The 17,955-nt window shown below is 73.5% G+C and carries 13 protein-coding genes; 7 read left to right on the top strand and 6 right to left on the bottom strand.

All coding sequences use genetic code 11. The annotated features are described in order from the left end of the window. Positions 1-52 precede the first annotated feature (52 nt). The 3 genes from BLA60_RS18815 to BLA60_RS18805 are packed head-to-tail and all read left to right on the top strand — an operon-like array spanning position 53 to position 3,769. Entirely contained in the window at positions 53-1,252 is a 1,200-nt protein-coding gene (locus BLA60_RS18815; RefSeq protein ID WP_075134212.1) for an MFS transporter, read from the top strand. Between the two features lie 58 nt (positions 1,253-1,310). Next, positions 1,311-2,354 carry a GNAT family N-acetyltransferase gene (locus BLA60_RS18810; RefSeq protein ID WP_162292983.1) on the top strand — a complete coding sequence of 348 codons (1,044 nt, stop codon included), beginning with the start codon at positions 1,311-1,313 and terminating at the stop codon, positions 2,352-2,354. Beyond that, a complete protein-coding gene (locus BLA60_RS18805) occupies positions 2,351-3,769 on the top strand; it encodes a pyridoxal phosphate-dependent decarboxylase family protein (protein WP_075134210.1) in 1,419 nt (472 codons plus the stop codon). Before BLA60_RS18810 ends, BLA60_RS18805 begins: the two co-directional genes overlap by 4 nt. Here BLA60_RS18805 and BLA60_RS18800 read toward each other — a convergent pair. Genes BLA60_RS18800 through BLA60_RS18790 form a run of 3 tightly spaced genes read right to left on the bottom strand, consistent with a single transcriptional unit; the run spans position 3,721 to position 6,670 of the window. Further along, positions 3,721-4,209 carry a LeuD/DmdB family oxidoreductase small subunit gene (locus tag BLA60_RS18800; protein WP_211288775.1) on the bottom strand — a complete coding sequence of 163 codons (489 nt, stop codon included), beginning with the start codon at positions 4,207-4,209 and terminating at the stop codon, positions 3,721-3,723. The genes BLA60_RS18805 and BLA60_RS18800 overlap by 49 nt on opposite strands. After that, entirely contained in the window at positions 4,206-5,474 is a 1,269-nt protein-coding gene (locus tag BLA60_RS18795) for a 3-isopropylmalate dehydratase large subunit (RefSeq protein ID WP_075134209.1), read from the bottom strand. The genes BLA60_RS18800 and BLA60_RS18795 overlap by 4 nt, the downstream gene beginning before the upstream one ends. After that, a complete protein-coding gene (locus BLA60_RS18790; protein ID WP_075134208.1) occupies positions 5,471-6,670 on the bottom strand; it encodes a LeuA family protein in 1,200 nt (399 codons plus the stop codon). The genes BLA60_RS18795 and BLA60_RS18790 overlap by 4 nt, the downstream gene beginning before the upstream one ends. Positions 6,671-7,033: 363 nt before the next feature. Here BLA60_RS18790 and BLA60_RS18785 point away from each other — a divergent pair, with 363 nt between their 5' ends. From BLA60_RS18785 to BLA60_RS18775, 3 genes are all read left to right on the top strand, one after another. Continuing rightward, positions 7,034-8,041 (top strand): TauD/TfdA family dioxygenase, encoded by a 1,008-nt coding sequence (locus BLA60_RS18785; protein ID WP_075134207.1) that lies wholly within the window; start codon positions 7,034-7,036, stop codon positions 8,039-8,041. 154 nt (positions 8,042-8,195) lie between these two features. After that, on the top strand, positions 8,196-9,425 hold the full coding sequence (locus tag BLA60_RS18780) for a phenylacetate--CoA ligase family protein (protein ID WP_075134206.1): 1,230 nt from the start codon (positions 8,196-8,198) through the stop codon (positions 9,423-9,425). Further along, positions 9,422-10,189, top strand: coding sequence for a fumarylacetoacetate hydrolase family protein (locus tag BLA60_RS18775; RefSeq protein ID WP_075134205.1), 768 nt, complete (start codon positions 9,422-9,424; stop codon positions 10,187-10,189). Before BLA60_RS18780 ends, BLA60_RS18775 begins: the two co-directional genes overlap by 4 nt. A gap of 3 nt (positions 10,190-10,192) precedes the next feature. Here BLA60_RS18775 and BLA60_RS18770 read toward each other — a convergent pair whose 3' ends face one another. The 3 genes from BLA60_RS18770 to BLA60_RS18760 form a co-directional block, all read right to left on the bottom strand. After that, positions 10,193-13,105: an ATP-binding protein gene (locus tag BLA60_RS18770; protein WP_075134204.1), complete on the bottom strand. Its 2,913-nt coding sequence runs from the start codon at positions 13,103-13,105 to the stop codon at positions 10,193-10,195. A gap of 37 nt (positions 13,106-13,142) precedes the next feature. Beyond that, positions 13,143-13,328: a hypothetical protein gene (locus BLA60_RS18765; RefSeq protein ID WP_075134203.1), complete on the bottom strand. Its 186-nt coding sequence runs from the start codon at positions 13,326-13,328 to the stop codon at positions 13,143-13,145. Between the two features lie 141 nt (positions 13,329-13,469). Beyond that, complete coding sequence (locus tag BLA60_RS18760; RefSeq protein ID WP_084735071.1) at positions 13,470-16,502, bottom strand: type 2 lanthipeptide synthetase LanM family protein; 3,033 nt, start codon at positions 16,500-16,502, stop codon at positions 13,470-13,472. A 105-nt stretch (positions 16,503-16,607) separates the two neighbouring features. Between BLA60_RS18760 and BLA60_RS18755 the strand changes: the two genes are divergently transcribed. Beyond that, on the top strand, positions 16,608-17,912 hold the full coding sequence (locus BLA60_RS18755; protein WP_154814446.1) for an amidase family protein: 1,305 nt from the start codon (positions 16,608-16,610) through the stop codon (positions 17,910-17,912). Positions 17,913-17,955 lie beyond the last annotated feature (43 nt).

Genomic DNA, 17,955 nt, shown 5'->3' with positions numbered 1-17,955 from the left:
GCGGCTCGGACCTGTAACCCTCACCACAACGGGATGGTCCATACTCCCGCGAATGCGTAACCGCGAGCGGGCCGCCAGTTACCGGGACGTGTTCGCCGTCGGGGAGTTCCGGGTGCTGTTCGGCACCCACGTGGTGTCCATCGCCGGGGACCAGATGGCCCGGGTCGCGCTGGCGGTGCTGGTGTTCGACCGCACCGGCTCCTCGGCGATGGCCGCGCTCACCTACGCGCTGACCCTGCTGCCCGAACTGGTCGCCGGGCCGCTGCTGGCCGGGCTCGCCGACCGCTACCCCCGGCGCACCACGATGATCGTCTGCGATCTGGTCCGCGCGGGGGTCGTCGCGCTGATGGCGTTACCCGGGCTGCCGCTGTGGGCGCTGGGGGTGCTGGTGTTCGCGGTGCCGCTGGCCGGCGCGCCCTACAAGGCGGCCCGCGCGGCGATCATGCCGACGATCCTGCCGGGGGACCGCTACGAGGTCGGGATGGGGCTGACGTTCACCGCGTTGCAGGTCGGCATCCTCGGCGGGTACGCGGCCGGCGCCCCGCTGGTGGCCTGGCTGGGGCCGGCGTGGGCGCTGCTGATCGACGCCGGCACGTTCGTCGTCGCGGCGGTGCTGGTCGCGCTGGGACTCGGCGCGCACCCGCCGGTGGCGGCGGACCGGCGCCCGGCGCTGCTGGCGTCGTTCGGGTCGCTGCTGGGGTTGGTGTGGCGTGACCGGCGGCTGCGGTACCTGATGGCCTTCGGCTGTCTGGCCGGCTGTTACACCGTGCCGGCCGGGTTGGCGGTCCCGCTGGCCGACCAGATCGGCGTCGGCACGGCGGCGGTCGGGCTGCTGCTGGCCGCGCACCCGGCCGGCAGCGCGCTGGGCGCGACGCTGCTCACCCGGCTGGTGCCGCCGGGACGCCGGCTGGTCCTGCTCGGACCGTTGGCGGTGGCCACCAGCGCCGTGCTGCTCCCCATCGGAGTGGCGCCGGGGCTGGTGCTGGTCGTCGCGGCGTGCGCGGTGTGCGGGCTGCTGTCGGGGCACGACGCGGTGGCCGTCGCGACGTTCACCAGGACGGTTCCGGACGAGGTTCGGGGCCAAGCCTACGGGTTGGCGCTGGCGGTGGTGCGCGCGACCCAGGGGCTGGGCGCGCTGCTGGCCGGTGTCCTCGCCCAGTTCAGCGACCCGTCGACGGCGATCGCGGTGTTCGCCGCGCTGGGAGTGCTGGGCGGCGCCGGTGTCGCCACAGGGTGGCGGCGGGCCAGCTGAGATGATCCACTGAGAGTTTTTCCTTGCCCCACACCGAATCCGGACTACTATGCTGCCCGTGACAATTCCCGGCCGGACGGTCCTGGCCAGCGACGACGTCCTTGCCCTTGTCGAACTCCATGACGGTGAACGGGAATCCGTCCTGGAACGGTGCGACGACACCTTCGACCCCGATCCGGACGACCGGCCGATACCGCTGACGGTTCCGCGCTCGTGGGCCGGTCTGGTGCTGGTGGAGACCGGTGAGGTGCTCGGCACGATGAGCTGGCGGCCGGTGCCGCACATCGTCTCGGTGGCCGGGATCGGTTGGAACCAGGGGTTCCACCTGCTGCCGACCGTCCAGGGCAGGGGCCTGAGTTCGCGCGGCGGCCTGCTGCTGGCCCGGTACCTGTTCGACACCACCGAGATGGACCGCATCCAGGCGGTGACCGACCCGGAGAACGTGCCGGCCAGGCGCGGCCTGGAAGGTGCCGGGTTCCGGCTGGAGGGCCGGGTCCGCGGGGTGGTGCGGCGGGCCGGTGTGCCCCGGGACCTGTTGATGTACAGCATGATGCGTGCCGACCTGGACGCCGCCGACGCCGAGCGGGAGGTGCTCGTGCGGGGTGGCGGCGTGCTGCTCGCGACCTCCAGGCCCGGCGACCGTCGCGTTGTCGCCGCTGGTGGCGATGACCCGTTCCGGGTGGACCGCGATCACCGGCTCTCCCCGGAGGCGCCCCGCACGCCCAGTACGGCCGCGGTGCTCGACGAGGCCTCCGGTGACCTGCTCGGCGTGGTTCGCTGGCACGCCGTCGGCCACGGTGACACGTTCGGCTGTGCCGCCTGGACGATCGCCGCCGACCTGGTTCCCGCCGGGCGGGACGTGGCGGTGGCGGTGCACCGGATGCTGGCCGGGCACCTGTTCGACACGACCGGTCTTGACCGGGTGGAGGCCGGGGTGGACGCCGAGGACGAGTCGGGCCGGCGCGTCCTGGAGAAGGCCGGTTTCCAGCTCGACGGCGTCCTGCGCGGTGCCCGGGTCCGCGACGGCCGACGCCGCGACCTCGCCCTCTACGGCCTGCTCCGCACCGAGTGTCCTAAGTGGACATGCAGCCTGGCTCGGTGACCAGGTCCGTGCTGGACCCGGACGAGCGGACCGTCGGCGAGTGGATCGAGACCGCCGGCCGGTTCGTCACCTCCTTCCTCGGCGACCTGGACGACGCGCCGGCGGTTGGCCCCGCCCTGCCGGCGGCACTGGCCCACCGGCTCGGCCAGCCCCCACCGGCCGCCCCCGGCCGCTTCGAGGACCTGCTGGCCACCTTCGGCGAGGCCGCCGGGCACGCCATGTCCACCGCCGGCCCCCGGTTCTTCGCCTACGTCCCCGGCGGCGGGCTGATGTCCAGCGCGATCGCCGAGATGCTGGCCCGCGCGGTCAACCGGCAGACCGCGGTGGCCTGGGCCGCCCCCGGCCTGGTCACCCTGGAACAGGGCGTACTGCGCTGGCTGTGCGCCGAGTTCGGCCTGCCGGAGGGCTCCTCCGGCGTGATCACCACCGGCGCGTCGATGGGCACGCTGTCGGTCGTGGTCGCCGCCCGCCACCGCCACCTTGGCGAGGAGTTCGGCGACGGCGTGCTCTACGTCAGCGACCACACCCACTTCTGTGTCGCCAAGGCCGCCAGGATCGCCGGGCTGCGGCACGTGCGCGTGGTGCCGTCCACGGCCGAGCTGACCATGGACGTGCCGGCCGTCGCCAGGATGATCGCGCGGGACCGCGCGGCCGGGCTGCGCCCGTTCCTGGTGGTGGGCAATGCCGGCACCACCTCCACCGGCGCAGTGGACCGGCTCGACGACCTCGCCGCGCTCGCCCGCCGCGAGGACCTGTGGCTGCACGTCGACGGCGCCTACGGCGGCTTCTTCCAGCTCACCCGCCGGGGCCGCGACCTGTTCACCGGGATCGGTGAGGCCGACTCCGTCACGCTCGACCCGCACAAGGGCCTGTTCCTGCCCTACGGCACCGGTGTCCTGCTCGTCCGCGACCTCGCGGCGCTGCGGGCCGCCCACGCCGAGGACGCCCCGTACCTGACCGGCGACGACGCCGTGCTGCCCAACTACGGCGACCTCGGCGCCGAGCTGACCCGCGAGTTCCGTGGCCTGCGCCTGTGGCTGCCGCTGCACCTGCACGGCGTGGACGCCTTCCGCGCCACCCTGGACGAGATGCTCGACCTGGCCGCCCACGCGCACGAGGTCCTGCGGGAGACCCCCGGTGTCGCGGCGCCGTGGCCGCCGCCACTGTCCACGGCGGTCTTCCGGTCGGTGGACGGCAACGAGGCGACCCGGCGCCTGCTGGAGCGGGTGCACGCGGCGAACACGGTGTCGTTGTCGGCCACCACGGTCCACGAGCGGACGATGATCCGGATGTGTCTGCTCAGCCACCGGTCCCACCAGGTCCACGTGGATGAGGCACTGGACCTGGTGCGCGCGGCGGCCTCCGGTCAGGACTTCGGGAGCAGCTCCAGCAGGCCCCCGGCGGCCCAGATCTGACGGACGAACTCGCCAGGAGGCGTGAGGGCGATGGTGGTGCCGTCCCCGGTGCGCAGCCTCGCCCGGTCCGGGTCGACGCTCACGCGCTGGCCGGTGGTCAGCCGCTCCAGGTCGGCCGGGTCGTCGAAGGTCAGACAGGGCAGGCCGTTGTTGGTGGCGTTGCGGAAGAAGATCCGGGCGAAGTCGACGGCGATCACCGCGCCGATGTGGTTGAGCTTGAGCGCGCGGATCGAGGTCTCCCGGCTGGAGCCGCAGCCGAAGTTGCGGCCGGCGACCACGACGTCCCCCGGCTCCAGGTTGGGTTGCAGTTCGGGGTCGTAGCCGTGGAACAGGCCCCGGCGGACCTTGTCCGGGTCCAGGCTGTAGAACGCCGGCGGGTGGATGACGTCGGTGTTCAGGTCGTCGCCGAAGAGCCACACCCGGCCCGAGATCGGGTTCACGAGTCCTCCCGCGTGCCGTACAGGTCGGGGGCCAGGACACCCCGGATCGCGGCGCGGGCCACGGTTCTGGGGCTGGCCAGGTAGGTCCGGCTCTGCCAGTGGCCCATCCGGCCCCGGAAGTTCCGGTTGGAACTGGACACGCACACGTCCTGCGCGCCGAGCACGCCCTTGTCGATGCCGCCGCACGCCCCGCAGCTGGAGTGGTTGACGATCGCGCCGGCCTCGGTGAGCGTCTCGACGTAGCCGGCGCGCAGCGCCTGCTGGAACACCGCGACCGACGCCGGGATCACCACGAACCGCACCTCGGGGTGCACCTTGCGATCGGCAAGTTCCTCGGCCACGGCCGCGATGTCCGACAGTCGCCCACTCGCGCAGGAACCCAGGAAGGCACTGGTGATCCGCACCGGTTCGAGTTCCCGCAGCGGCACCACGTTCGCCGGCGACCACGGCTTGGCGACCCGCGCGTCCAGCCCGCTCAGGTCGAGGTCGATCACCCGCTCGTACACCGCGTCGGCGTCCGGGCGCACCGGGGTGCCGAGGAACTCGCCGTCGCGCTGGAGGTAGTAGTCCTCGGTGACCTCGTCCGGGACGAACACACCGAACTTCGCGCCGATCTCCACCGCCATGTTCGCGATGGCGAACCGGTCGTCCTGGCCGAGCCGGGTCGTCGACTCGTCGTGGAACTCCAGCGACCGGTACTGCGCGCCGCTCTCGCCGAGCACGGCCAGCAGCGCCAGCACGACGTCGCGGCCGGCGGACTGCGCCGGCAGTTCCCCGTGCAGCCGCACGGCGATGGTCTCCGGCCTGCGCAGCCAGGTCGTCCCGGTGGCCAGGGTGAACAGGATGTCGGTGGCGCCCATGCCGGTCGCGCACGCGCCGATGCCGCCGGCCATCACCGTGTGGCTGTCGGCGCCGACGATCAGCCCGCCGGCCTGGCACAGCCTGTGTTCCACCAGCAGCTGGTGGCAGATCCCCCGGTCCAGCATGAGGTTGGGGATGTCCTGCTCGCGGGCGAAGGCCAGGAACCGGTTGGAGATGTCGGCCCGCTCGGCCGTCGCGGGCGGTGAGAAGTGGTCGTTGGCCAGCAACACCCTGCTTCGGTCCCAGATGGACACTCCGCGCCGCTCGAAGTCGTCGATCAGCAGGGCGGTGGTGGCGTCGTGGCCGAGGACCGCGTCGACCGTGACCCGGCGGAACAGGTTGGTGTCGTGCTCGTCGACGGTGTGCGCGTCGATCACCTTGTCGCTGAGGGTGCGCCCGCTCACGAGGTGCTCGCCAGCCGGTCGTACTCGGCGATCAGCAGCTCCGGCGACACCCCGGCCAGCGCGTCCTCGGTGAACGCCTGCTTGGCGCTGTAGGCGCGCTCGTGCCCGGCCTTGCCGCCGCTCTCCACCGCCTGCTTCACCACGTCGACCAGCGCCCGCGCCAGGTCGTCGTCCACCGCGCGCGGTGGATCGGTCTGGCCGAGGATGTGGCGGACCAGCGAGGTCCCGGAGTGCTTGCCCAGCACGTAACCCCGGTCCTGGCCGGTCCACCCCGGCGGCAGCATCTCGTAGCTGCGGGTGTCCTTGAGCATGCTGTCCACGTGCACCCCGGACTCGTGGCGGTACACGTTGTACCCGGTGACCGGTTTGGTGGCACTCATGTGGATTCCGCTGGCCCGTTCGACGAACCCGGCCAGCTCCGGCAGCGCCTCACCGCGCACGCCGTGCCGCACGCCGTAGAGGTGGGTCAGCGCGGCCAGGCACTCGGCGAGGTCGGCGTTGCCGGCCCGTTCGCCGATCCCGTTGACCGTGCAGGTGATCGCGCGGGCCCCGGCGTCCACCGCCGCCAGGGTGTTCGCGGTGGCCAGGCCGTAGTCGTTGTGCGCGTGGGTGCAGATCGCGATGCCGTTGTCCAGGCGTTCGGCCAGTGTCCTGACCAGCCGGCGCATCCCGTCCGGGTGCGCGCAGCCCACCGAGTCGGCCAGCACCAGCCGGGTGACGGTGCCCGGTGCGCACGTCTGGTCGACCAGCCGGACCAGGTGCTCGGGGTCGGCGCGGGTGGCGTCCTCGAACACCAGGTTCACGCCCATGCCCTCGCCGAGCGCCTCGTCCATCCCGGTTCGCATCGTACGGATGGCCTGATCACGGCTCATACCAAGGGTTTCCCGCAGGCGCAGGTCGCTGGTCGGGAAGAACATGAAGACCTCGTGCGCCTGGGCCTTGGCGGCGGCGGCGATGTCCGCGCGCAGCGGGCGGGCGGTGGCGCCGATCCTCGCGGTAACACCCGAACGGCGCATTTCCTGCATGGCTTCGAGATCCGCGCCCGACGCGCCGGGAAAACCGGCGTCCAGCAGGCCGATACCGGCCTCTGCCAGGAGTTTCGCCAGTTCCACCTTCTCCTCGACGGTGAACCAGACCCCCGGTGTCTGCTCGCCGTCGCGCAACGTGCAGTCGATCACCTCGACCGCGGCGGGCATGGTGGATGAAGCAGTGAGCCGGATGTCCGCCACTGAACCAATTCCTCCTGGCTGGAAGTGCCGATGTATGTCGGTGTACGCCGCGCGACGGGGCAGAATCAAACAGTGCACAACGGTCCGCAGTCAATACCGTTCGCGGCCGAATCTCGGCGGTGTCCGGAAAACGCTGGTGGCGCCGATTCATGATGATCTTCGGAGTTCGTCACATGGGAACGGATGGCGTTGTGCGCCTTGGTGTGTCTAGACTGCGCCGGCGGTTTGACCGTCGCCGACAGATACCCGCTAGTGCGTTTGGACGTAGCGCTGCGTCCGGCTGGCGACGGTAGTGCCAATTCGGACCGTTGGACCTTTCAGAGGAACGGTATGCGGCTGACATATGCCTTTGTGGACGATGAACGCGCGGAATTGCAGGACCTGCTGCTGACGGTGGCCGCGCATCCTTACCGGGACCCGCTCGGGTTCTCGGCCGAGATCGCCGGGTTGGTCGACCAGGGGAAGGTCCCGGCGTCGCTGGTCGCGGCCACCGACCGGGTGCGCGAGGACCGCGAGTCCGGGAACGCCTTCGCCCACGCGCTGCGCAACTGTCCGCTCGACGAGCACGTCCCGCTGCTGGACCAGGAGGATCCGCTCACCGACAAGTACGCCAGGAAGACCACCTTCGTCGCCGAGGGATTCCTCCAGCTGTTCGGCCATCTGGTCGCCACCCCGCTGATGTCCTACGGCACCCGGTTCAACGGCGACTTCTTCATCGACGTGATCGCGATCAACCGGTACCGGGGCAAGCAGACCGGCTACAGCGACGGCGAACTGGCCTTCCACAACGACCGCACGGCACACCCGGTGCGCGCCGACTACATCACCCTGCTCGGCATGCGCTGCCCGGAAGAGGACATCACCTACACCGGGTTCGTCTCCGGCCCCGATCTGCTGGCCCACCTCACCGAGGGTGAGCGGCACACGTTGCGTCAGCCGTACTACTACACCCCGTTCGACGTGCTGTCCCGCGACCAGAACGCGACGCTGACCGTCTCGGACAACCATCCGGTCTTCTACGGCGAGCACAGCGTGCGCTACGTCGACACACACACCACGGTGGCGCCGGAGGCGCCGCCCGAGGCCACGGACGCGCTGCTGTCGCTGAAGAACGCGCTCGTGCGGGTGGACAAGGCGCGCCACCGCATCCGCACCGGCGACCTGTTCACCTTCGCCAACCAGGACGGCCTGCACAGCCGCGAACACCTGGAGATCAACGACCCGGAGCGGGCGCGGACCCGCTGGCTGCTCAAGACCTACGGTTTCCGGGACGAGGCCGCCGCCGCGCGGCACGCCGACCGGTGGCTCGACGGCGTGCCGGGCCGGGTCGGTGACTGAGACCGGCCGGTGGGGCTGGTTGCTGATCACCGCCTAGGGCATCCGGCCCAGCGGCACTGCTCCTCGGCAAAACATACCGTTGGCCTGGCAGCGATCTTGCGGTAAGACGGTGCACCGGAAATCGTGAAGGTCCCGACAACCGGACGGTGGACGTATGACGGCACAGGTGGATCCGGCGGCGCTGCGCGCGATGCTGGACCGGGTCGCACACGGATCGGCCTACCTGCGCGGAAAACTCGAGGCGGCCGGGGTACGGCCACAGGACGTCAGCGAGCCCGACGACCTGTACCGCCTCCCGTTCACCACGAAGGCGGAGATCCGCGAAACGCCCGTACTGGACTACGCGGCAGTGCCCGACGAGCGGATCGTGCGCGTGCACGCCTCCACCGGGACCACCGGCCGCCGCACCGTATGCGCATACACCGCCCGCGATGTCGAGGACTGGACCGAGATGGTGGCCCGGTGCCTGCGCTACGCGGGGGTGACTGAGCAGGACCGGGTGCAGATCGCCGTCGGCTACGGGTTGTGGGCGGCCGGCGTGGGGTTCCAGTCGGGCGTGGAGCGGGTCGGCGCGATGGTCGTACCGACCGGCGCCGGCAACACCCAGCTCCAGGTGGAGATGCTCGGCGAAATGCGCAGTACGGTCCTGTGGGCGACCTCGTCGTTCACCCTGCTGCTGGCCGAACTGGTCGCCCGGGACGAACTGCGCGCCGACCTCGCGCTGCGGATCGCGCTCACCGGCTCGGAACGCTGGGGTGAGGGCACCCGCGCGCGGATCGAGTCGCTGCTGGGCGTGCGGACCTTCGACCTGTACGGGCTGACCGAGCTGTGGGGCGGCGGCGTGGGCGTGGAATGCGACCGGCACGACGGCATCCACGTGTGGGACGACAACTTCCACGTGGAGATCATCGACCCGGACACCCTCCAACCGGTGCCGGCGGGCACCCCGGGCGAACTGGTGGTGACCACGCTGCGCAAGGAGGCCACGCCGCTGATCCGCTACCGCACCCGCGACCTCACCCACCTCTACGACGAGCCCTGCCCGTGCGGCAGCCCGTACCCGAGGATCGGCCGCATCCAGGGCCGCTCCGACGACCAGATCAAGGTCCGCGGGGTGATCTTCCTGCCGATGCAGGTGGACACCGTGCTGGCCGAGATGCCCGGTGTCGGCCCGGAGTTCCAGGCGCACGTCGACCGCGACGCCGGCGGGCGCGACAGCCTCACGGTGCGGGTGGAGACCGACGACCGGGACGCGGTCGGCGAGCTGGAGAGACGGTTGCGGGACAAGATCGGCCTGCGGATCGGGGTCGAGCTGGTCGAGCCGGGCTCGCTGCCCCGCAGCGAACGCAAGACCCAGCGGGTGTTCGACCACCGCGTGCTGTGAGGTACACCCGCGTCGTCCACCACGGCCGGCCGCGGTGGGCCAGGCTGGAGGGCGGCGCCCAGGACGGTGTCGCGCACCTGCTGTCCGGCTCACCCGTCGACGGCGACCCGGTCGACGTCGCGACCGTGCCGCTGGATGGTCTCGGACGGCTGCCGCCGGTGGTGCCGGGCGTGTTCTACGCCGTCGGCCTGAACTACCGCGCCCACCTCGACCGGGCGCGGGAACTGGGACTGGCCGGCCGCCCGGAGGTCGGCTACCGGGCGTCCAACGCGCTGGTCGGCGACGGCGCGGCGATCCGCGTGCCGCCCGACCTGACCGGCCAGCTGGAGGCCGAGGGGGAGCTGGTGGCGGTCATCGGCGCGCCGCTGCGCCGGGCCAGCCGCGAGCAGGCGCGAGCGGCGGTGTTCGGCTGGACGATCGGCAACGACGTCAGCGCGCGGGACTGGCAGCGCACCGACAGCTCCCTGCTGCGCGCCAAGAACAGCGACACCTTCAAGCCGATGGGCCCGTGGATCGAGACCGACGTCGACCCGATGGCCCAGACCACGACCGTGCGGGTGAACGGTGTGCCCGCCGCCAGCTTCGCCACCGGCGACATGATCTTCGACCCGTGGGAGCACCTGGTCGAGGCGTCCCGCTACGTGACCTTCCACCCCGGCGACGTGCTGTGGCTGGGCACCGGCGCCGCCTGCCCGATCACGGCCGGCGACGTGGTCGAGGTGGAGATCACCGGCATCGGCACGTTGACCAACCCGGTGGAGTGAGCCTCACCCGGCGAGGAAGTCCACGGCGCGTTTGGCCAGCGCCGGCCGGTCGGGGCTGGCGGTCTTGGTGAGCAGGCTCGCCACGTGCTTCTCGACCGTGCGCGGCGAGATGTGCAGCCGTTCGGCGATGCCGCGCGTGTCCAGGCGTTCGATGAGCAGCTCCAGCACCTCGAACTCCCGCAGGGTGACGCCCAGCGCCCGCAGGGTCCTGGGCACCCGCTCGGTGCCGGCGCGGCGCTGCTGGACCGACACGCCCAGCTGGCGCAGCAGGCCGCGGCAGGCGCTGGCGACCGCCGGCACCTGGCCGTCGTGGAAGTACTCCTCGGCGGTGCGCAGCCACCCGGCCGGGTCGCCCCAGCCGTCGGTGACCGCCGCCTCGGCCACCAGCCGCAGGCCCAGCTGGCGGGCCATGGCGAAGGGCGCGGCGCTGTGCTGGGCGGTCACCACGGCCGCCGCCGCCTCACCGACCCGGCCCGACCGTCCCAACAGGACAGCGCGGGACAGTTCGACGAACTGGCGGTTCCAGCGCATCGCGCCCTGGGCGGTGTCGCGGACCTGCTCGTAGCGCGCCCAGCCCGCCTCACCTTCCAGCACGGCCAGCAGCAGGTCCAGCCCGTGGCGGCCGTAGAGGCTGAACGTGGTCGGGTTGACGTCGTCGCTGGCCAGCGCCTGCGCCAGGTCGTCGCGGGCGCGGTCGCGGTCCTCCTCCAGCAACGCGCAGAACGCGCGCGCCAGGCCCAGCGCCATCGGCTGTTCCTGCGACCGTTCGCCGTCGAGGCGCTGGAAGTCCAGCAGCGCCGCCTCCATCTCGCGTCGCCGGCCCTGGTGGGCGGCGACCACCGCCCGCGACATCAGCACGTGCCGGCCGACGAGCTCCAGCTGCATCCGCCGCGCGGCCGCCCAACACTCGTCGATCACCGGCACGGCGGCGGTGAAGTCCCCGCACAGCACCAGGTGCAGCGCCATCGTGGCGTCCACGATCTGACCCATGGTGATCGCGCCGACCCGCTGGGCCTCCCGCCCGGCGGTGAGCAGACCCTCCGGGTCGGCCTCGGCCAGCCACTCGTTGCCGGCCATCCGGACCAGCCCGTGCACCCGCCACATCGGCAGGTGGTGGTTCTCGGCGAGGTCGCGCACCCGCTCGTAGCAGGCGGTCGACTCGGCCAGGTTCCGCTCGCGCACGATCGCGCCGATCGCCAGCCACGCCTGGCAGGCGATCGTGGGCAGCGGCACCCGTTCGGCGGCGGCGACCGCCCGCCGGGCCAACTGCTCGGCCTCCTCCTTGCGCCGCGCGCCGGGCGCCTCCAGGGCCAGGTCGGCGTCGACCGCGTCCAGCGGCGCGGTGTCCTCGTCGGCGGCGTCGGGCCCGAGCAGCTTGCGGGCGACCGCCAGCTGCGCGAGCCCGTCGGTCCAGCGCCCGGCCAGGTGGGCGACCCAGGCCAGCCGCACGTGCAGCGCGGCCCGGCGCCCGGCCGGCAGGCCCGCGCTGCCCAGGTCGTCGAGGGTGTGCGCGAGCTGGAAGGCCCGCTCGAACTGGCTGCCCTCGGCCAGCGCGTAGAGCAGGGTCTCGATCACGTCGGCGCGCAGCCGGGTGTCCTCGTGGTCGCCCAGCAGCGCCTCGGCCTGCTCCAGCAGGGTGACCGCCGAGCCCGGCGCGCCGTCGGCCAGCGCGCGGCGGCCGGCGTCGGCGAACAGCCGGGTCGCCTCGACACCGTGCCCGGCGCGCAGCCGCAGCGCGGCGACCCGCTGGCACCACTCGCCGGGCAGCCCCGGGTGCAGGCTCTCGATCGCGTCGGCGGCCTGCGCGGACAGCTCGGCCTGCTCGGTCGGGGTGAGCCTGGCCAGCAGCGCCTCGCCGGTGAGCGGGTGCGCGAAGGCGTACCAGTCCGGCGCCGGCTCGTCGGTGGTCACCAGCCGGGCGGCCACCCCGGCGTGCAGGTGGCGCAGCAGCTCGTCGTAGCTCAGGCCGGTGACCGTGTGCACCACCGAGAGCGGGAACCGGTGCCCGAGCACCGCGGCGACCGAGAGCATCCGGCGGCCCTGCGGGCCGAGCCGGTCGGTGCGCTCGGCGATCGTGCGGACCAGGCTGGCCGGGACCTCGGTACGGATCCGACCGGTGACCCGCCAGCCGTCGGGGCCGGCCACCAGCTGGCCGTTGGTGACCAGCCCGTGCAGCAGCTCCTCGACCATGTAGGGGCTGCCGCCGCTGTCGGCCCACAGCTGCTCGGCCACCACGTCGGGCACGTCCCCGGTCTCCAGACAGGCTCCGATCAGCTCTCGCACGTGCGGCGGGCCGAGCCGGTCCAGTTCCAGGACCGTGCCGGCGCCGCGCTGCACGGTGGCCTGGGCCAGCCGCAGCGCCTCGCACGGCCCGTTGCGCAGGGTCGCCACCAGCAGGGCGGGCAGTCCGTCGAGGTTGTCCACGACGTACTCGACGACCGCGAGGGTCTCCACGTCGGCGTCGTGCAGGTCCTCCAGTACCACCAGGCAACCCTGGTCACGGCCCAGGAGCGCGATCAGCCGCAGCACCGCCTCGGCGAGCACCACCAGCGACCCGCCGTCGGTGCCGTCACCCGGCTCGTGCCAGTCGGGCACCAGCCGGCCCAGCACCGGGCGGTAGGGGCCGAGGGTGTCCACCGGCGGCGCGTTTCCCCCGCGCAGCAACGACATCAGCGCCTCGGACAGCGCGCGGAAGGGCACCGCCGGCCCGAGCCCGCTGGCCCGGCCGCGCAGCACCCGCATGCCGGCGGCGACCGCGAGACCGGTGCCCTCCAACGCCAGGCGCGACTTGCCGATCCCCGGTTCGCCGGTCACGAAAGTGGCGCCACCGCGACCCGCCCTGGCCGAGGCCAGGGCGTGCCCGAGATGGGTCAGCTCCGTGTCACGGCCGACGACGACCGGCGAATGTGGGTGCATGGGTGGCCGAACGGGCGAAGGGCGGACCGGCCCGGGTTCAGGGTGCGCTGGTGGTGTGCGGGATGTGCTCGGCGGCGGTGATCAGCGCGCCCATGGCGAGCCCGCCCAGCGCGGTGACCTTCAGACCGATGGCCCTGGCCGGTGAGAGCCGGATCTCCCCGGCCGGGTTGGGTTCGGTGTCGTCCCCGGTGGATTCTTCTGCCGGCAGCTGATCGTCCCGCACGGTGCTCTCCCCACACGTCGATGCCCACGAGTTGTCCGTCGTTCTCCCGACTCCGACCCGGAAACCATAGGCCCAGTGGCCCACCGTGGTCGAGGGATCACGGTCCGCTCGTCCGAGGTGTCGTCGTCCGGTCGGGAATCGTCAGGCCCCGGCTTCGAGCCGCAGCACGGACGGCACCGAATCCGGAAAACCCAGCCGCAGCAGACCGTAGCCGATTCCGGACAGACCGGAAAGGAGCCCCGGCGTGGGTACGCCGTCCGGGGTGGCGCAGCGCGGCCCGCGTTGCTCGACCGCGCCGAGCACGCGGGCGGTGTGGCGCTCCAGTGCGTCCCGCGCGGCGTCCTCGCCACGGCGCGACAGGACGAGCAGCGACTCGAGAACACCGAGTTCACCGTGGCACAAGCTGGTGTCCCGCAACGGTTCGCGTGTGCGAAGACGTTGCGCCATCCGGTCGAACGGGTCGCCAGGCGCGGGCAGCGCGGACGCGGCGAGGACGGTGCCGGCGAGGCCGGAGCACCACGCGTGGTGGGCGCCGGGGCCCGGGACGCGGCGCAGCGCGGCCAGGCCGGCGGTCGCGTACCGCTGGCCGCCGCCGGCCGCCGCGTGGCGCAGCAGCGCGTGACCGGTGCCGGCCGGGCCGTCGGCGAAGCCGTGGTCCACACCGGATCCCACGCGGTCGTCGTCGGTGAGCCGGTCGGCCAGCACACCGGCGAGTTCCTTCGCCCGCGCCAGACCGGTCCGTTCGTGCACGGCCAGCAACGCCAGCAGCCCACCGGCGCGGCCGTCGCGGACGCCGTTGTCGGTGTTTCCCGTGTCGCTGTCGGCCAGCAGCTCGACGGCGGCCGGGAGCCAGCCGGCGACCTCGGACCCGGTGAGCGCGGCGATCTCGGCCAGGGCGTAACAGATCCCGCCGAAACCGTGGAAGCCGCCCGGCCCCACGGCCGAGACGAGTTCGGGGTTGTCGGCCAGCGCGACGAACAGCGACGGCAGCGCGGGCAGCGCCCGCTCGGCCAGCGCGGTGTAGCGGCCCTCGCCGGTGAGCGCGCCGAGCCGGGCGAGGAACAGCGCCACCCCGGGGTAGCCGTCGGCGAGGCCGGCGCCCAACGGGAGCACCGACCAGTGCCGGCCATCGACCGCCTCCACGCCCAGCCAGTTCGCGCGGGCCTCGTCGTGCACGGCGCTGGCCACGAGCCGGTCGCCGATGCCGCGCGCGGCGGCCAGCAGCCGCGCCGGGTCGGGCCCGGCGGGCGTGACCGCACCGGGCAGCACGTCGCCCGCCCGGTGGTCGGGGCCGTCGTCGCGGGTGGCCAGGGCGGCGGTGATCAGCCACTCCTGACAGCGCCGGTCGGCCGGGCCCAGCGCGGCGAGCTTGGCGTGCACGGCGCTCAGACCGGGGACGTCGAGCACGTCCGGCAGCCGGTCGCCGGCGGCGGTCCACGCGTCACGGCTGTCGGTGCGGCCGGTGAACAGCGGGACGTCGCCGGCCCACAGGTCGGCCTGTTCCCGTCCGACCAGTCGGGTTCGGACGGGGTCGTGCGCGGAGTCGGCCCACAGCACGTCCAGGACCTGGTCGCGCTCCAGCGCGTCGCGCAGGACGTCGGGGTGGGTGGACTCGTCGAGCAGCGTGACGTAGGCGCGGGTCGCCCGGACCACGATCCGGATCTCGTCGCCGGCGAAGCGGTCCAGCGGCCCGCCGGGCGCGCCGAGGGCGTCGCGGCCGGCGACGATCGCGTCGTAGGCGACGCGGAAACCGTCGAGCAGCGCGGTCCGGTGGGCCACCGGGTCGGCGTCGGCACCGTCGAGCAGCGGGCGGTTGACCGCGCCGGTGAACTCCACCGGCCGGCGGGTCAGGCGCATCCGGTCGGTGCCGGCGGCCTCCCAGACCACCCCGTCGGTCGGGTACGGGGAGCCCTTGTCGCCGCCGAGCCCGGAGATGTCCAGCGCGCCGTGCTCGCCGAGCAGCTTCTGCGGCAGGATCGCCGATCGGTGCACCGACGCGGCGAGTGCCGCCGCCGCCGGGTCGGCGCCGGCGAGCACGGCGATCGGCAGCGTCGGGTGGAACAGGGTCTCCACGTCAACCAGCACGGGCGAGTCGCCGCAGGCGATCAGGTTCTGGAAGTGGATGTCGGTGCCGTCCACCAGGTACAGCAGCGCGAGCAGCGCGCCCTGCCGGCGGTAGAACCGGACCACGTCGTCGGCCCCGGCGCACGGCCGGTGCGCGATGTACTCCAGCCAGCCGTAGCCGGGGCGCACCAGCGCCCGGACCGCGCGCAGGCCCAGCCCCGGGACGGCGTCGTTGAGCCAGCCGACCAGTTCGCCGAAGTGGGTGTGCACGGCCAGCGGCCGGGGCTTGTACACCACGGTCGCGCCACCGGCGAAGCGCAGCACGGCCACCGCCCGGCCGCCCTGGTGCCGGTCGCCGGAGCCGGCCTCGACGGCGACCAGCGGCCCGGGGTCGGTGCCGCCGAGCAGGCCGGTGACGATCGCCGCGCGGTCGGCGGACAACCGCCCGAGCAGCTCCAGGGTGCTGGTGACCGTCTGCTCGCAGGTCTGGGCCAGCAGCCGGCCGAGCACCGGGTAGCGGCCGAACAGCTCACCGAGCGCGGACCGGGTGCCCAGCCGGGCGAGGAAGTCGGCGAACCGCGCGGTCGGTGTGTCGCCGGTCAGCCGGCCGGCTTCCCGTGCCCGGTGCAGTTCCAGGACCGCGGTCCTGGCGGCCAGCCCGGCCAGCCGGGTGGCGAGGTCCCCGACCACCCCGTCGGCGACCGCCTCGGGCGCCCCACCGGCGACCAGCCGGTCGCGGGCCGCGTCGACGAACGGCGCCAGCGGCACGGCGAACGCCGCCGGCGCCTCCGGCACGGGGTCGACCGCGACGGGGGTGTGCGGCGCCGCGGCGACCGCGCGTTCGACCACTTCGGCCCAGCCCGGACGGTCGGTCCTGGCGGCGAGCGCGGCGGGCGGCTCGGCCAGCAGCGCCGCCAGCGTCGCCTCGGTGAGGCCGGCGTCGGCCAGCATCGGCGCGAACTGTCCGGTGGCGCCCAGGTCGTGCGCCGCGCGCCACCGCGCCAGCCGCTCGCCACCGGCGCCACCGGGCGGCGGCGGGGTCGTCAGGCGCTCCCGGAGGGTGAGACCGCTGGCCCACCACGGGAAATCCGGCGTCGAGGAGGCAACCATGCCGTCATCGTGCCCGGCCTCCGTCGGCGAGGTCGTGGCGGCGCACCGAATCTGGGTACCGGCTACCCATGTCACCCCGCCCGGCGTTCTGTGACCATCGGCGCCATGCTGACCCCCGCGCAGCTGGCCCGCCGCGCCCGGCTGTCCATGCCGCTGGCGCGTCGCGAGAACGCGCTGCGCACCGGGGTGCTCGATCCGGCCGAGTTCCGCGCGGACCTCGTCGCGCACGTCGACGAACTCGACCCGGTGCTCGGCGCGTTCACCGGCGCCCGGCCGGAGGTCCTGCGCCTGGCGAGCCTGCCGTGGAACCCGTCGGTCACCTACAACGACACCATCGACGTCGCCGGCTACCCGACGACGCTGGGCATCCGCGCCGGCCACGCGCCGACCCCCGCGACCTCCGCGCAGATCGTGCGGCTGATGGCCAACCAGGGACTCGCCGGCATCGGCAAGGTCGCCAGCACGGAGTGCGCGCTGGACACCGAGGGCCCCAGCCGCAACCCGCGCTACCCGCACGTGTCCGCCCCTGGCGCGGGAACCGGCGGGGCGGTGGCCGTGGCGGCCGGGTTCTGCGACGTGTCGGTCGTGGCCGACGCGGGCGGTTCGCTGCGCTGGCCGGCGGTCCACTGCGGGGCGACGGCGCTGCGGCTGACCCCGACCCCGGCGCTGCTCGACGGCGTGCACTGCGTGTCGCCGAGCCTGGAGTCGGTCGGGCTGGTCACCCGCAGCCCGGCCGACCTGGCGTGGCTGTGGCGCGCGCACGAACTGGCGCGGGCGCTGGGGCTGCGCACCGAACCGGGGTGGCACCCGCTGCGGGTGGCGGTGGCCAGGCCGCCGGCACCGGTGCACCCCGACCTGCTGGCCGCGCTGGGCCGGATGCGCGACCGGCTGACCGAACTCGGCCACCGCACCCACGAGCCGCCGCTGCCGGCGGTGTGGGAGATGGTCGCGCCGGCCAGCGCGCTGCTCGCCGGGGAGGCCAGCGTCAGCTTCGGGTGGCTGCGCCGCGAACCCGGGGTGGCACTGCGCCCGGGGACGCTGCGCGAGATCGAACGCGGGGAGGCCGTCGGCTCGGTGCGCCTGGCCGGGCTGCGTCAGACCCAGCGGCGGGCCGGGGCGCACCTGCGCCACCTGCTGACCCGCGAGTTCGACCTGCTGGTGATGCCGCTGGAGACCCGGCTGCCCGGCCACCGGGCGCCGGCCGGGGAGGGGTCGCTGGCGCTGGTCGCGAACTTCGCGGTGCTCCCGGTGCTCGCACTGCCGGTCGCACTGTCCTGTGAGGACTCCCCGGCGGGCGTTCAGGTGTTGGCCGCACCCGGCCGGGAGGATCTGCTGGTCACGGTGGGCGAGGCCGTGGCCGGCGACGCCGAGTTCGGCGCGGGCCGATGGATGGGGGCCGACGGCGCCTGAGTCCACACCATCGAGCCGGCCGGCTCGATGGTGTGCCACGACG

It is taken from the genome of Actinophytocola xinjiangensis (assembly GCF_001921215.1).
GTDB classification, from domain to species: Bacteria; Actinomycetota; Actinomycetes; order Mycobacteriales; family Pseudonocardiaceae; genus Actinophytocola; species Actinophytocola xinjiangensis.
The sequence above is the reverse complement of the archived record's forward strand: the minus strand, read 5'-3'. Positions and strand labels throughout refer to the sequence as shown.